At 57.3% G+C, this 13613-nt stretch carries 14 protein-coding genes; 2 read left to right on the forward strand and 12 right to left on the reverse strand.

The features are described from left to right. Positions 1-1052: 1052 nt before the first annotated feature. The 10 genes from petA to AC2FFA_RS18650 form a co-directional block, all read right to left on the reverse strand. The gene (gene petA, locus AC2FFA_RS18605) at positions 1053-1601 is read right to left on the reverse strand and encodes a ubiquinol-cytochrome c reductase iron-sulfur subunit (RefSeq protein WP_108862295.1); all 549 of its coding nucleotides are present in this window, start codon (positions 1599-1601) and stop codon (positions 1053-1055) included. A 131-nt stretch (positions 1602-1732) separates the two neighbouring features. Beyond that, positions 1733-2176, reverse strand: a complete 444-nt coding sequence (locus AC2FFA_RS18610; protein ID WP_108862296.1) for a hypothetical protein — start codon at positions 2174-2176, stop codon at positions 1733-1735. Between the two features lie 5 nt (positions 2177-2181). Beyond that, complete coding sequence (locus AC2FFA_RS18615) at positions 2182-2460, reverse strand: DUF2933 domain-containing protein (RefSeq protein WP_496852725.1); 279 nt, start codon at positions 2458-2460, stop codon at positions 2182-2184. Then, positions 2457-3773, reverse strand: coding sequence for an APC family permease (locus AC2FFA_RS18620; RefSeq protein WP_496852775.1), 1317 nt, complete (start codon positions 3771-3773; stop codon positions 2457-2459). Before AC2FFA_RS18620 ends, AC2FFA_RS18615 begins: the two co-directional genes overlap by 4 nt. Before the next feature lie 14 nt (positions 3774-3787). Continuing rightward, complete coding sequence (locus AC2FFA_RS18625; protein WP_496852777.1) at positions 3788-6064, reverse strand: copper-transporting P-type ATPase; 2277 nt, start codon at positions 6062-6064, stop codon at positions 3788-3790. Positions 6065-6197: 133 nt separating this feature from the next. After that, positions 6198-7247 carry a YncE family protein gene (locus tag AC2FFA_RS18630; protein ID WP_496852726.1) on the reverse strand — a complete coding sequence of 350 codons (1050 nt, stop codon included), beginning with the start codon at positions 7245-7247 and terminating at the stop codon, positions 6198-6200. A gap of 132 nt (positions 7248-7379) precedes the next feature. Then, positions 7380-7739 (reverse strand): DUF5676 family membrane protein, encoded by a 360-nt coding sequence (locus AC2FFA_RS18635; RefSeq protein WP_496852727.1) that lies wholly within the window; start codon positions 7737-7739, stop codon positions 7380-7382. Between the two features lie 84 nt (positions 7740-7823). Then, the gene (locus AC2FFA_RS18640) at positions 7824-8192 is read right to left on the reverse strand and encodes a hypothetical protein (RefSeq protein ID WP_159090200.1); all 369 of its coding nucleotides are present in this window, start codon (positions 8190-8192) and stop codon (positions 7824-7826) included. Beyond that, positions 8189-8911, reverse strand: a complete 723-nt coding sequence (locus tag AC2FFA_RS18645; protein ID WP_496852728.1) for a TVP38/TMEM64 family protein — start codon at positions 8909-8911, stop codon at positions 8189-8191. The genes AC2FFA_RS18640 and AC2FFA_RS18645 overlap by 4 nt, the downstream gene beginning before the upstream one ends. Positions 8912-9163: 252 nt before the next feature. Next, positions 9164-9706: an EF-hand domain-containing protein gene (locus tag AC2FFA_RS18650; RefSeq protein ID WP_496852729.1), complete on the reverse strand. Its 543-nt coding sequence runs from the start codon at positions 9704-9706 to the stop codon at positions 9164-9166. A 171-nt stretch (positions 9707-9877) separates the two neighbouring features. On the opposite strand from AC2FFA_RS18650, the gene AC2FFA_RS18655 reads away from it, so the two are divergent. Next, complete coding sequence (locus tag AC2FFA_RS18655; RefSeq protein ID WP_496852730.1) at positions 9878-10603, forward strand: response regulator; 726 nt, start codon at positions 9878-9880, stop codon at positions 10601-10603. Continuing rightward, on the forward strand, positions 10600-11997 hold the full coding sequence (locus tag AC2FFA_RS18660) for an ATP-binding protein (RefSeq protein WP_496852731.1): 1398 nt from the start codon (positions 10600-10602) through the stop codon (positions 11995-11997). Before AC2FFA_RS18655 ends, AC2FFA_RS18660 begins: the two co-directional genes overlap by 4 nt. A 73-nt stretch (positions 11998-12070) precedes the next feature. Here AC2FFA_RS18660 and AC2FFA_RS18665 read toward each other — a convergent pair whose 3' ends face one another. Together AC2FFA_RS18665 and AC2FFA_RS18670 are read right to left on the reverse strand one after the other, a co-directional pair. Beyond that, the gene (locus AC2FFA_RS18665) at positions 12071-12709 is read right to left on the reverse strand and encodes a class I SAM-dependent methyltransferase (protein ID WP_496852732.1); all 639 of its coding nucleotides are present in this window, start codon (positions 12707-12709) and stop codon (positions 12071-12073) included. A 548-nt stretch (positions 12710-13257) separates the two neighbouring features. After that, positions 13258-13599 (reverse strand): copper-binding protein, encoded by a 342-nt coding sequence (locus tag AC2FFA_RS18670; protein ID WP_496852733.1) that lies wholly within the window; start codon positions 13597-13599, stop codon positions 13258-13260. Between the last annotated feature and the right edge of the window lie 14 nt (positions 13600-13613).

Here is a 13613-nt window from a genome sequence, read left to right on the forward strand (position 1 = left end):
AAGAGCGGAACTCCGAAAAATTTATAATATAGATTCAACTTCTTGAGAGCCATTGGAAGAAGGCAAACCTGTTTAGTTTGAGTCGACGAACTAGACCTAGGTTCGGCAAAAAAAAGCCGAATATTTCACCATTTTGTTCTCACGATCTTGCGAAAGGAGCGACCTGACCTTCCTGCTTGGCAAGGCCGGGTGAGTTTGTGATCTAGGACTGTTGGAGCATGTCAGATAATCATCAATCAGGCCCACAGGAGGATTGCGTAAAAGGAACCGCTGGTAACGCTATAGAATTGGTGATGATGGCCTGTCGCATCATTGTGGTCTTGCAGATCGTTTTTATTTTCTGGTTGGTCGGGCCGTTGGCGGGCTCTCTAAGTCACGCAGTCTGCCCGTACCGAAGAACCCATTCGTGGCCCTCAACTTCATGCATAAGGTTATGGGAATTTCCCGTCATTCGACCACGAAAATACCCAAGCACCCGAATGCAATCGAAGCCTGGGCAAAATTGCACGCGAAAGCCGACGGCAATCTCCGACTATGGAGTATCTGCGCGCCCGGTCGGCGGCCGCAGAACCTTCGACTACGCTTGCACTGTCGGCTTGCGCGCCACGCGCAAAATTTTCCTCCTTGCAGCTACTGTCCTCCGACGATTGCTTGCTCCAGGATTGCCATGTTCAGTTGTCAGGCACAGAAGGCGATGCCAGTCTTAACTACGACAACGGTCGCGAAAGGCTTGTCAGCTGATCACACGGAATTGCTTCTTTGTACCCGAACACCATTGTTCCGCCTTGCAACGCCGAGATCACTATCTCGAGTTATTTGACACATGGAATGCCACCACTCGGGTAACTGGAATTCCAAACATCAGAATATCTTTGTTGGGCGGATTTCGATGTGACAACACTCTTATCGGACAGGCTTAGCGGTTTGACCAATGGCTTACCTCTGATTCATCGAAGAAAATAAAGCGCGCAAATGAACGAGAAACCCGGAACAAACAAAGATGCTTCTGACGAGATGACCGGGTCCTTCTACGGAAGCCATACAAACAGTATTCAGCCGATCTTGATCCGCGTATCCGAGGTAAACTCATATGGCGGTACGTCGAGGTTGCGCGGTGCTGGGCCTTTGCGAATGCGGCCCGACGTGTCGTAATGCGAGCCGTGGCAAGGGCAGAACCAACCGTCCCAGTCTCCAACAGGTTCGCTGCCGCCCTGCCCCAGCGGTATGCAGCCCAGATGGGTACAGACACCGACCACCACAAGCCATTCCGGACGTTGGACGCGGGCCGCGTCCGGTTCTGGATCAATCATCGGCACTGTATCGTCTTCCTGGGCCAATTCGATACGTTCTGTGGTCCGATGGTCAATGAAGACTGGCTTGCCCTTCCATTTCACCGTTATTCGTGTTCCCGGCCCTACCCCTTCCAGATCGACATCAACTACAGCCTGAGCTGACACATCGGCGCTTGGGTTCATGCTGTTGATCAAAGGCCAGATAGCCGCGCCAGTGGCAACGACCACTGCACTTGTTGTGGCATAATACAAAAAGTCACGCCGAGATTCGTCTCTTGGGGGTTTTCTTCTTTCTGAGATATCAGACATAACGTTCCTCCAACCTGTCCGTACCTCGCCGTCATATTGCAACGGCTTGGTCCGAGGGATTGAGCATGTTGCCCTATTTCCATCAGTTTGTGGCGATCATGGGTCCTCCATGGTTTTCCTAACGGTTCTTCTCAATCAGGCCGTTCTGATACTGCCCACGCGGCATTTGGTCCGTACAGCAGCCAGCCATAAAGGATGCCGCCAACAAACGCGGGAAAAACGCCTGAAGCAATGAAAAGGCCGGTGTTCTCTTGCCCGCCAAAATATCCAAACCGGGCGTCAATCCGGCTGCACAGAACGGCGCAATAGCTACCGACTACCGCGACGACCAGCACTGCCCGCCACAGCGCGGCGTTACCCCAGTACCGGAACTCCACCCAAACCAGCGTTGCGACGCCGATCACCGCGCCCATGGCCAGCCCGCAAGTCAAAGTCCACACGGTTTTGCCGGCAAGGCTGCCCTGTGGAAACAACATCATGCCCCAGACAACCAAATAGAACAGCTCTGCCAACGTAGTTAGCAAAATTGCTGTTCCCAACACTGCATAAAAGCGGATCGCGGGTTGTGCGGTCATCGTTCTCAGTGCTTGCCGTGGCCGCGATGCATGAAGAAGTGGATGCCCACGCAGGCCAGTAGGAACAGCAACGGGGAACTGAGCAGCGGATAGATTACATCGCGGTATTCCCAGCCCAGCACAGCGGCGCCGAAGGCTAACGCCGCGGCGACTGGAAGCCAATTACGTTTGGCGTGCCCGCTCGGTTGTGATTCTTTTTCTACCACTTCGGACGAGTGTTGCGGGGTGCTCTGTTCAACTTTGTCACGCTGGAGATGGGTTTTTTCGGCGTTTGAATGGGTCATGGCAGATTTGCCTCCTTATTGATGATCCAGTGTTTGAGAAATGTGCGCTCGTAAGCGAAGACCAGAACGATGCCAGCAACGGCATAGACCACGATCATCGGGTCCGAGCGCAGTTTGAGTGCTGTGAATGCGATCAAGACCACGGCATCCAGCGCCAGGGCGGTCAGCAAGACCCAGCCCCGAGCGCTGATCTGACCGCGCAGCCGGCGCCAAACACCCCAATGCACTGCCATGTCCATCACCAGGTAAAAGAACGCCCCCAGCGAGGCGATGCGCGACAGGTCGAACAGCACCGCCAGCAACCCGGCGATGACAACCGTGTAGATCAGCGTGTGCGACTGGATACTGCCCGTCATGCCGAAATGGCTGTGTGGGATCATCTTCATGTCGGTCAGCATTGCTAGCATCCGCGACACAGCGAACACACTGGCAATCAGCCCTGAGGCGGTGGCGACCATTGCCAACGCAACAGTCAAGTAAAACCCACCCTGCCCCAGCACCGGTCGGGCGACCTCGGCCAGGGCATAGTCCTGTGCGGCACGAATCTGGTCCGGTGGCAGGCTTGTACCCACAGCGAAGGCCACCAACAGATAGACTACTGCGCAGATCGCAATCGAAATCATGATGGTGCGCCCGACGTTGCGATGTGGATCGACGATCTCGGCGCCGCTGTTGGTGATTGTGGTGAAGCCCTTGAATGCAAGGATCGACAGGGCCACTGACGCAATGAACCCCAGCGGTCGGGTGGACGCAGAACCCTGCGCCTGCCAGTCCCCGCCCGCGGCCCACAGCGCGGCAACGCCAAAGATCGCGATCCCGCCGATCTTGAGCGCCGACATGACGATGGACCACAAACCCACCGAGCGGTTCCCGGACCGGTTGACCGCATAGGCAAAGACAATCAGCGCCACCGCGACCACAGGCACCAACGGCCCGTCCTCGATATCGAAAGGCCTGAGCGCATAGGTGGCGAAGGTGCGTGCCACGAGGCTTTCGTTGATCACCATCGACAACGCCATCATCAGCGAAGCCGCCGCCGCCACTGCTCCCGGCCCGTAGGCCTTTGTCAGGATCATCGCGATTCCGCCCGAGGACGGCCAGGCGTTGGACATGGCGATGTAGGTATAGGCGCTGAAGGCCGTCACAATCGCTCCAAATACGAAGGACAGTGGAAACCACGGCCCCGCTAACCCGGCGATCTGACCCGTCAGCGCGAAGATTCCGGCGCCGATCATCACGCCCGTGCCCATGGCCACCGCGCCTGTCAGCGAGATCGAGCCCGACTTCAGGCCGCCCCCGCCCCCGTGCGTCATATTCTGATGCGTACTCAAATCTTCGCCCCCCGCAGGCGTAGCGCATTGAGTACCACCGAGATCGACGATGCGCTCATGGCGAAAGCAGCGAACATAGGACTAATCAGGATGCCGAAGAGTGGGAACAGCAGGCCTGCCGCTACCGGAACGCCCGAGGCGTTATAGATCAGGGCAAAGAAAAGGTTCTGGCGAATATTGCGCATGGTGGCGCGCGCCAGCCTGCGGGCACGCACGATGCCATCGAGGCTGCCGTTGACCAGCGTGAAGCCTGCGCTTTCGATCGCCACGTCCGCGCCGGTACCCATAGCGATGCCTACATCGGCTTGTGCCAGCGCCGGCGCGTCGTTCACACCATCACCGGCCATGGCGACCTTACCGCCTTTCTCCTGCAACTCGCGGATGATGCGGGCCTTGTCCTCAGGCAGAACGTCGGCACGAATCTCGTCAATACCCAGTCGTTCGGCTACCGCCTTCGCTGTGCGTTCGTTGTCGCCGGTCGCCATGATGATGCGGAACCCCAGTTCGTGCAGCGCCTTCAGTGCGGCAGGTGTGGTTTCCTTGACCGGGTCGGCGACGCTGACCAGACCGGCCACCGCTCCGTCCAGCATCACGAACATCACCGTTTCACCCTGATCACGGCGCGCGTCGGCCTTGGCTATCAGATCGGCTGCCTCGAGCCCAAGATCGGTGACCAGTTTCAAGTTGCCAAGCGCGACCGGGCGACCACCCACCGTGCCTTTTACGCCCTTGCCGGTCACCGCCTCGAAATCGCTGGCGTCGGACAAGACCACGCCACGTTCCTCGGCACCGGTGACGATCGCTTCGGCCAACGGGTGCTCCGATCCCTTTTCCAGCGTAGCGGCCAGCCGCAGAACCTCTGCCTCGTCATGGCCGGGTTCGGGAAGCACGGCGACAAGGCGCGGCTTTCCCATGGTGAGGGTGCCGGTTTTGTCTACGATTAAGGTTTCGATCTTCTCGAACCTCTCCAGAGCCTCGGCATTTTTGATCAGAACGCCGGCCTGAGCCCCGCGCCCGGTAGCCGTCATGATCGACATCGGAGTGGCAAGGCCAAGTGCGCACGGGCATGCGATGATCAATACTGACACCGCTGCAATCAGAGCGTAAGACAGAGCTGGGGCTGGTCCCCAGATCGCCCACGCGATAAAAGCCAACGCAGCTATGCCGATGACCGCCGGCACGAACCAGCCCGCCACTTTGTCAGCGTATTTCTGAATCGGCGCGCGAGAGCGCTGCGCGTTGGCCACCATCTCAACGATCTGCGACAGCATCGTGTCAGCACCCACACGGGTTGCCTCGATCACAAGGCTACCGGTGCCATTGATCGTAGCCCCCGTAACCGGCTCGCCCTGTACCTTCTCGACCGGAACCGGCTCGCCAGAGATCATGCTTTCGTCAACAGATGAGCGACCTTCGAGCACAACGCCGTCTACTGGCACTTTGTCGCCGGGGCGTACCCGAAGTCGGTCGCCAACCTGAACCTCTTCAAGCGGGATTTCCTCTTCAGTTCTGTCAGGTCGGATAATTCGGGCCGTCTTTGCAGCCATATCCAGCAAAGCACGGATCGCCTTTCCGGTGCCTTCACGTGCACGCAGCTCCATCACCTGCCCGAGCAGAACAAGTGTAACGATAACTGCGGCTGCCTCGAAATAGACCCCTACATGGCCTGCTGAATCGCGAAAACCGTCTGGAAAAATTTGGGGCATCAATACGGCTACAACGCTGAACAGCCACGCTGCCGTCACCCCCATGGCAATCAACGAGAACATGTTCAGGTTCATAGTGCGGAACGAATTCCACCCCCGTTCCAGAAATGGCCAGCCGCACCACAGGACGACGGGTGTGCCAAGTACCAGTTCGATCCATAGGGTCGTGCGTTCACCAAAAATTTCTCGCACGCCTGACAGCCCCACATAGGGGCCCATCGTGAAAACCAAGAGCGGCAGCGTCAGAACCGCGCCCACCCAAAGGCGACGGGTGAAATCCACCAGTTCGGGGTTCGGCCCCTCGTCGACCATCGTCGCGCTTTCCAGCTCCAGCCCCATGCCGCAGTGTGGGCAAGACCCAGGTTTGGTTTGCCGCACCTGTGGATGCATCGGGCAGGTATAAACTGCTCCGTCATAGCCTGCGGGAACGACGTCATATTCACCGCCGTCAGTTTCGGTGAATGCGTCACTATGATGCGCATGTGTGTCGACGGCGCCCTGGGGTACAAGGTGCATTCCGCATTTGGGGCAGTCGCCCGGCTCAGATTGACGCACGTCAGGATGCATTGGGCAGACATAGGCGACCTCGGCCGCAATGTTTGCGTGGGTTCCGGTGTCGTGGACTTCTGTCATGTTCTGATCCCTGGTTTGAGCGTTGGTTGTAGAGCCGTTTGTTTTCGCAAAGGTCCGGCACAGTCCTTCAGGGTAGAACAACCATCTGGTGGCCCTCACCCAGTACCGGCACTTCTGATACAGCCGTCAAGCTAACCTGATCGACGATCCAAACCTTCGGTTCGGTCCGGCTCGATACCATCACTTTGCCCGAATTCGGTATTGTCGTCAGGTGGTAAGGTGCCGGTGACAGGTTGGTCGCGCGCTGTTTTCCCGTTGCGAGATCGATCGACAACAGCCGGTCGGTGCCCTTAGCGGCCACGAACAAAACGCCTTCCCGGTCGGACAGGCCGATCCCGTGCAGCTCGCCACCAATGTCATATATGTCGATGACGGAACCGCCGGCAAGATCCACGCGAAAAGCCTTGCCGCCATCGCTGTCGGCGACGAAGGCGGCGCTGCCGATGGCGTTCAGCACCAGATGCTCAGGGCCTTCGCCAACGCGGATGTTGCGTGCGACAAAGCCCTTGGCGACTTCTACTTCGCTGAGCGTGCCATTGCCGGTGTTGGTGACATAGACCTTGTTGCTGTCAGGCGAAAAAACCGCGTAGTTGGGCATTGGCCCGGTGGCAACGAAGCCTCGGAAACTGAGCGTTTCGAGGTCGATAATCGAAATACCGTCACCACCCGGATGAGTCCCCACCGCAAACCGCCCGTCGGGCGACACCGCGGTGTGATGCACCGCGCCTGGAACCTCGATCTGGCGGACGACCTCGCGTGTTTCTGCATCAAGGATCGTCAGCAGGCTCCGCCCCTTGTCTTTGGGCAACACGGTGACATCGCGCTTGGCGTGGTGCGCGGCGTGTTCGTCCTCGGACATACCTTCGGGTTTTGGTGGCGTTGTAGTCTCGGTTTCTGCGTAGCTGCCCGCGACCAGGTACTTAACGCCGGGCGCGCCGGCCAGCCCATGGACCGCCACGAGCCTCGGCAGCCGCTCGACGGTCTTGCCGGTTTCGGACTCGATCACCAAAACCGAGTCCGCGCTGCCTTCGGGAATGAACACGGTTGCCGCAAGCGTAAGCGAAGGCGCGGTCAAAGCTACTACGGACAGGCCTGCGGCCAGATTGAGCAGGGTCATTTAGGTTTCCTTTCGTCAACTGAAACGCGCACCATGGCGGGCACGTGCAGAAAAATCCGGTAGATGACGACCATCAGGAAGGGTGTCAAAAGCAGGGTCAGAGCGATGGCCTTCATGGCTTTGTCCTTTCAATCAGTTGAGTTTTGTGCGAGCCGCAAAGACATTGAACAGTCCGCCGAGCAGCAACGCGGCGTACCAGCCGTAGAGAAACGCCCATAACAGTCCCAACAGGAATGAGGGCAGGCTGAGCCAGGTCATTCCGGGCATCAGGCCGATCCAAGCCCGGTACATGGCAAAACTTGGAAAGATCAGGTCAAACGCCACGCACAGCAGGTAGGTTGCGGCCAGAAACAGGCTTAGCGCCCAGCCAAGGGTTATCACCGGAACACCCGGCTGATGTTCTTGTATCCCCATCACGCAGGGGCCACAGGCCAGGCGCAACAGTGCGAATAGCACCGCGCCCGTGACGAAAAAGTACAGAATGGTAAGCATGGTAAGTGTCCTGAACTGAGTTGGGCCGCAATCAACGGCTTGGGCAAGACCCCGGTGCGAATCCGGGGCCATTGCCGGTCACGTTCAGGACAGGTTTGGCGGATGTGGTAGTGGTGCGACCGGCAGGCTTGCGCGTGGTCGGAACCGTTCTGGCGCCACGGGCGTAGCAATACGCATCGAGAGCAATTCAGGTGCCGCCATAACTGCCATCGCATAGCAGCCCGGGTGCACTGAGCAGTCTAATTCTTCTGATGGATGAGACGCGGGATACCCACCGCTGTCATCGATCACAAGCTCGGCCTGGGTGGCGGCCTTCGCGATGTCATGCCCGGCATGGGACGGCACAACAGAGATCAGCATCGAAACCACCAACGCACAGATCAACAGGACCTGCAGTCGGCCCATGGCTCGGGCCGGCCGTGTCGCAGTTGATATCCATTGTGCGCGGATCACTTAGGGTTTCCTCCATTCTCCAACAGTTTAGGACCGCTTGGGCGGGTCGCATTGATCTGGCTCAAATCGTTTTCTGATAGGCCATGTGGCGTTTTACGTTTCCAAGCCAACCAGATAAGCGGCGCCCCCGTCAACAGCCCAAGCCCGATAACCGCAATGCTGGTGCCGCCTGTCGCGGTTTCGGTAATCTGGCTGCCCAGATGGGCCAGAACGAAACTGGCCGGCAGGAGTCCAGCCAAGGTGGCCAGTGCGAACCGCCAGAACTGAAGCCGGGTCAGACCGGCGGCATAGCTGACCATGTCGAAAGAAACGAAAGGCATCAGGCGGCTGGTGAACACGGTCAACATCAGGGCATTCTGCGATCCAAGCAACCCCAAGTCCAGCTTGTCGCCGAACCACCGGCGCAGCGCGTCGTGCCCCAACCAACGGGCTATCAGGAACGCCAGCAGCGCCCCCAACTCCGCCCCGATGGCAACCAATGCGGTTCCCAGCCCATGCCCATATGCCACCCCGGCAGCGACAGCGATCGGAGCGCTGGGAATTGGGCTGGCAACCACTGCGGCTGTCATGAAGCCGATGATGACAGCGGGTCCGAACGGGCCGGCCCACCCCACCCACGCAGCAATGATTTCGCGCGATAGTCCTGCATCCAACGCGCCAGACAGCCACAACCAGATGGTGGCGATCAGCAACGCGATCAAAACCGCGATGAAAACCAAACGGCTATTGCTGTGCAGGCCTTCCAGCTTTCGTTCCTCCTATGACATAGCTCGCCACCCCAATACGGGAGTGACGGATTCCGAGTTCACTTAGCGATGTATTTGACCAGCGCTACGATCGCCAAAACGATCAACACTGCAATCAGCAACATCCAAATCATGCCAAACCCCATTCCAGCGCCATAACCCATCATCGCTTTGTCCCTCAGTGGTTTGTGGCCGAGTGCGATGACCCGGCTACACGGTTGCGTTTCAGTTGTTGGTTTCAGGGGCTTTAGGCGCGGGTTTTGGGTCTTTCACGCTGTGTTTAGGCGACATTGTCTTCGCGCCTTTCTCGACTTCCCTGGCAGTCACCGCGCCATCGCCATTGGCGTCAAGATGCTGAAATCGGTCCACCATGGTTTCGCGGATCACTCCGGAATGCAGCGCCTCGAATTCGTCAATCGACAGGTTGCCATCACTATCGACGTCATGCGCCTGCATCCGGGCCTTCAAACCTTCGGCTATCTCAGCCTCGCTCACGCGACCGTCCTCGTCCATATCCAAAACCAACAGCCAGTTGCCGCGCATCATGCCCTTGCCATGCATACCACCCATCATCTGGCCATGCATCTTCATCATCTTTTGCATCATACCGGCGTGATCGCCATTCATGCCGTCGGGCGCACCCTTCATCATGCCACCCTGATGGCCCTGCATCTGCTCGCTGCTGCCATGCTGACCTGCGGCAAGTGCGGGCAGAGCCATCAAAGACCCGGCCAAGGCTACGGCGGCCAGCTTGAACGTGCGTTTCATGACTTTCACCTCTTGGTTTTTGTTTCGACACCAAGCATATGGCCCTCGACAGGCCCACCACTACCCCCCTGCCCTGTCTGGTTTGTATCGCCTTGTCGCAACCCGCCTGCCTGATACAAAGCGATACAAAAAAGCCGGGATTTGCTCAGCTCCGGGGCCTATGATCGCGCCATGACAGAAACATCGCATATCCTTGTCGTCGACGATCACCACGAGATCCGCGATGCGGTCAGCCGCTATCTTGAAAAGAACGGGCTACGGGCCAGCACTGCGCGCGACGCCTCCGAGATGGACGCGCGACTGGCAGCCGGGCGGTTCGACTTGATCGTGCTGGATATCATGATGCCGGGCGAAGACGGTCTTTCGGTTTGCCGCCGCCTATCCGCCGCCGGAGGGCCGCCAATCTTGATGCTGACAGCATTGGGTGACGACACCGACCGTATAGTAGGGTTGGAAATCGGGGCCGATGACTATCTGCCTAAGCCGTTCAACCCGCGTGAATTGCTGGCACGGATCAAAGCCATCCTGCGACGTACCGATATCGACGCGCGCCCAGTTGGAGGCCTGGCGGGCAAACAGATCGCATTCGGGGACTGGGTGTTGGACACCGACCGCCGCACCCTGACCGCGGCGGATGGAACCGAAGAAAGCCTGACAACCGCCGACTTCCGGCTGCTGGCCGAGTTTCTGCAACGGCCGCGCATGGTGATGTCACGTGACGCGCTTCTGGACTTGACCGCCGGCCGCAGCCCTCACCTGTTCGATCGTACGATCGACAACCAGGTCAGCCGCCTGCGCCGCAAGATCGAAGCTGACCCAGCGCGGCCGAAACTCATCACAACTGTAAGAGGTGGCGGTTATTGCCTGTCAACTGACGTGCGCGAGCTTTCGGAATGAAAGTCTTTGCTCAAAGCTTGCGCGGTCAGCTTATCCTTTTGATCATCGCGGCGCTGGCTGCGGCGCAACTGGTCAGCCTGTGGCTCTTTGTCGACGAACGCTCGATGGCTGTACACATGGCCCTTGGTATGGAAACGGCTGGACGCGCCGCAAACATCGCGCGACTGATCGAAGATGCTCCACCAGAGATGCACGATGCGATCCTGCGAGCGGCGAGCTCTCCGTTGGTGCGTTTCAGCCTTACAAATACGCCGGCGGTCGATCACACCGGGCATAACGCTGGTGGGACAGTCGAAAACACAATTCGCAGAATTCTGCCGGGCTATGAAAACCGCCCCATCAGGGTCGAGTTACATGAGTTCTCGCCCGATATGCTGCCGGCCGAAGGTTTTCCGTCTACGATGGCTGAAATGCACATGGCAATGATGCGTGATGACGTATCCACAGTTGAAATGCAGCTGTCGATCGCTCTGACGACCGATCAATGGCTCAACGTTGATACCCGGTTCCACAACCCACCATTGCAATGGCCTTGGCAATCCTTTGTCAGCTTCGGGTTCACTGCAACTCTGATTCTTGGTGCAGCCATTTGGTTTCTACTGACAAGGCTAACCGGCCCTTTGCGCCGCCTTTCACTCGCCGCAGACCAGTTCGGTCGCGGTGAAGACGTCCACGAGCTGACGGTTTCCGGGCCGACTGAGGTGCAAGGTTTAACACAGGCGTTCAACCGTATGCGTGACAGGCTGACCCGCTATGTTGCTGATCGGACCAGACTATTGGGAGCGCTGGGTCACGATTTGCGTTCACCACTGACAGGATTGCGAGTTCGCGCCGAACTGGTGGACGAGGACGAGACACGTGACCATTTGATCGAGACCATCGAAGAAATGCAGGAAATGGTGGACTCCACCCTGTCATTCGCCAAGGGCGTAGCCACGCGAGAACCTTCAAGTACCGTTCCAATTGGTGAGTTCGTAACCAAAGCGGCTGAGGATCTTATCCAAGCCGGTAACACTGTCGAAGTAGTGGTAGCAGACAATCCAGCTGTCACACTTCGGCCGATGCTAATGAAGCGCGCTTTGCGCAATGTAATTGAAAACGCCTGCCGGTATGGTGCCCGGGCCAACATCTTGGTCACGCAAGAGAGGAATGAGGCAAAAATATTGATTCAGGACCAAGGCCCCGGCATCCCGGAGCATATGCTTGACGCGGTATTCGACCCTTTCGTGCGGCTTGAAACATCACGCTCGCGAGAAACTGGCGGAACCGGCTTGGGGTTGTCGATCGCACGTACAATCATCCAGTCCCACGGTGGCACGATAGAATTGCTAAACGGGGAAACTGGCGGCTTGTGCGCTAAGGTGGTTCTGCCAGTTTTTGAGGGCCAAACGTAACTTGTTAACACAATCGGCACGTTCTGAAAGCTTATTGGAAGCGCACCGCTTTGGGCCAGTCTCAGGTGTGGGCTCAAACGCAGCGGCGGAGAACACTGAACTGGAAAGACTGACTTTCCCCCCAAGGGGTTTGGTGCAGGTGATGGCGATGCGCGACGAGTTCAAAATGTTCCTCGAAAAGCACGGCGATATCGCTCGGACTATGGCGGGCGACCGGGAGACCACTGCAAGTCTCCGGCCCATCAAGTGCAAACGTAGCAATGATCACATGGCCGCCAATTCTTACCCCTCTCTTCACGCTTTCCAGATAGGCCGCGCGTTGCGATGTATCCACGAGAAAGTGAAAAACCGCCCTATCATGCCAGACGTCATATCTGCGATCGGGGACCCAAGAAGTTATATCTGCGGAAATCCACGTGACTGTTTCAGCGGCGCGCCCCAACCGTTCCCGGGCCGTGTCCAACGCGACCTGCGATAGATCGAGAACTGTCACGTCATGGAGCCCCTTCGCAAGCAACGCTCCAGCAAGACGAGATGTACCTCCGCCAATGTCGATGACGGATGAAGGCTTAGACACTCTGATCAACTCGATGAGTTCAAGCGATATCTCTGGATCGTCCTCGTGCCAACTCAATTGGGTGTCAAACTTCTCGCCATAGACATCGTCCCAGTGCTCTCTTGTGTTAGCCGTCATGTCGTATCGTTTTCCCAAGTTGTCGCCCTGGAGATATCCTCATTTTGACCGCTCCGCGCTGCGTTTTCGACTGGAGCAAAAACCAACAAGGCAACGCCCCAGACAATTCGATGCTGGTCCGTTGAATGGCCGCATGAAGTCATCTCGGCGACAATGTAGTACACACATTCCAATTGTGAAATGTTTTAGGTGAAATTTGATTGTCGGTCAGATTTCCACTGGGCCGCGCAAGCAGCTCCAGAATTTAGCGCAAGTATAACTGCAGTGGCGCGGGCCGGAGATACCGAAGCGTTGGCAGTTTGTGTACTGCTTGCCTGGATTGCTCTGTTCTTTCAGAATAGCCGGAAGATTTTCTGAGCTTTGGGGCTTCAATCAGTCAACGAATTGCTTAAAGCGCCTTTAACCGACAATGGACTGATAACTTATGAGCAGAGCCACAGATCGTTGAAATATGATTTGGTTCTTGAGTGGCTCCTACTCCATTTCTCTTAGTTCATAGAATTTCCTACAGTCCTTGAAACGGTGAACAATCACATCATTGGTGAATAGCTGCCGCATCAACAGACTCAGTTTTTCATGATCGCGCCGATCGCATACATACCACCATCGCTTTTGACCAACATCAGTGTGACTTCGTCACCGGCGCTAATCTCACCCATCATCTGGGCATTCTCAAGAAGCTGCAAATCCATCGTCATCGCGGGCCACCCGATCTCGGGGATCGGATCATGGCTGACGTTAGCGGTTTCGTCGCCAATTGAGTTCACCATAGCTTTTGCGTGAATCGCCCCTTCCATCTGTTCGGAGGACACGGACATGTTGGAATGGTCCATGCCGTGGTTCGTTTGCGCGATGCTGGTTGTCGTCGACACGGCCAATAGGGCCACAATAGCAGTCAAAGTTCTCATCAGATGCTCCTGTT

Source organism: Ruegeria sp. YTSB088 (assembly GCF_059609825.1).

What these genes read in the sequence shown, in the direction of transcription:
- AC2FFA_RS18655 (WP_496852730.1), top strand. Translation starts at nt 9,878, where the DNA reads ATGACAGAAACATCGCATATCCTTGTCGTCGACGATCACCACGAGATC.
- AC2FFA_RS18635 (WP_496852727.1), bottom strand. Translation starts at nt 7,739, where the DNA reads ATGCTTACCATTCTGTACTTTTTCGTCACGGGCGCGGTGCTATTCGCA.
- AC2FFA_RS18630 (WP_496852726.1), bottom strand. Translation starts at nt 7,247, where the DNA reads ATGACCCTGCTCAATCTGGCCGCAGGCCTGTCCGTAGTAGCTTTGACC.
- AC2FFA_RS18670 (WP_496852733.1), bottom strand. Translation starts at nt 13,599, where the DNA reads ATGAGAACTTTGACTGCTATTGTGGCCCTATTGGCCGTGTCGACGACA.
- AC2FFA_RS18620 (WP_496852775.1), bottom strand. Translation starts at nt 3,773, where the DNA reads ATGACGCACGGGGGCGGGGGCGGCCTGAAGTCGGGCTCGATCTCGCTG.
- AC2FFA_RS18625 (WP_496852777.1), bottom strand. Translation starts at nt 6,064, where the DNA reads ATGCATCCTGACGTGCGTCAATCTGAGCCGGGCGACTGCCCCAAATGC.
- petA (WP_108862295.1), bottom strand. Translation starts at nt 1,601, where the DNA reads ATGTCTGATATCTCAGAAAGAAGAAAACCCCCAAGAGACGAATCTCGG.
- AC2FFA_RS18650 (WP_496852729.1), bottom strand. Translation starts at nt 9,706, where the DNA reads ATGAAACGCACGTTCAAGCTGGCCGCCGTAGCCTTGGCCGGGTCTTTG.
- AC2FFA_RS18615 (WP_496852725.1), bottom strand. Translation starts at nt 2,460, where the DNA reads ATGACCCATTCAAACGCCGAAAAAACCCATCTCCAGCGTGACAAAGTT.
- AC2FFA_RS18660 (WP_496852731.1), top strand. Translation starts at nt 10,600, where the DNA reads ATGAAAGTCTTTGCTCAAAGCTTGCGCGGTCAGCTTATCCTTTTGATC.
- AC2FFA_RS18610 (WP_108862296.1), bottom strand. Translation starts at nt 2,176, where the DNA reads ATGACCGCACAACCCGCGATCCGCTTTTATGCAGTGTTGGGAACAGCA.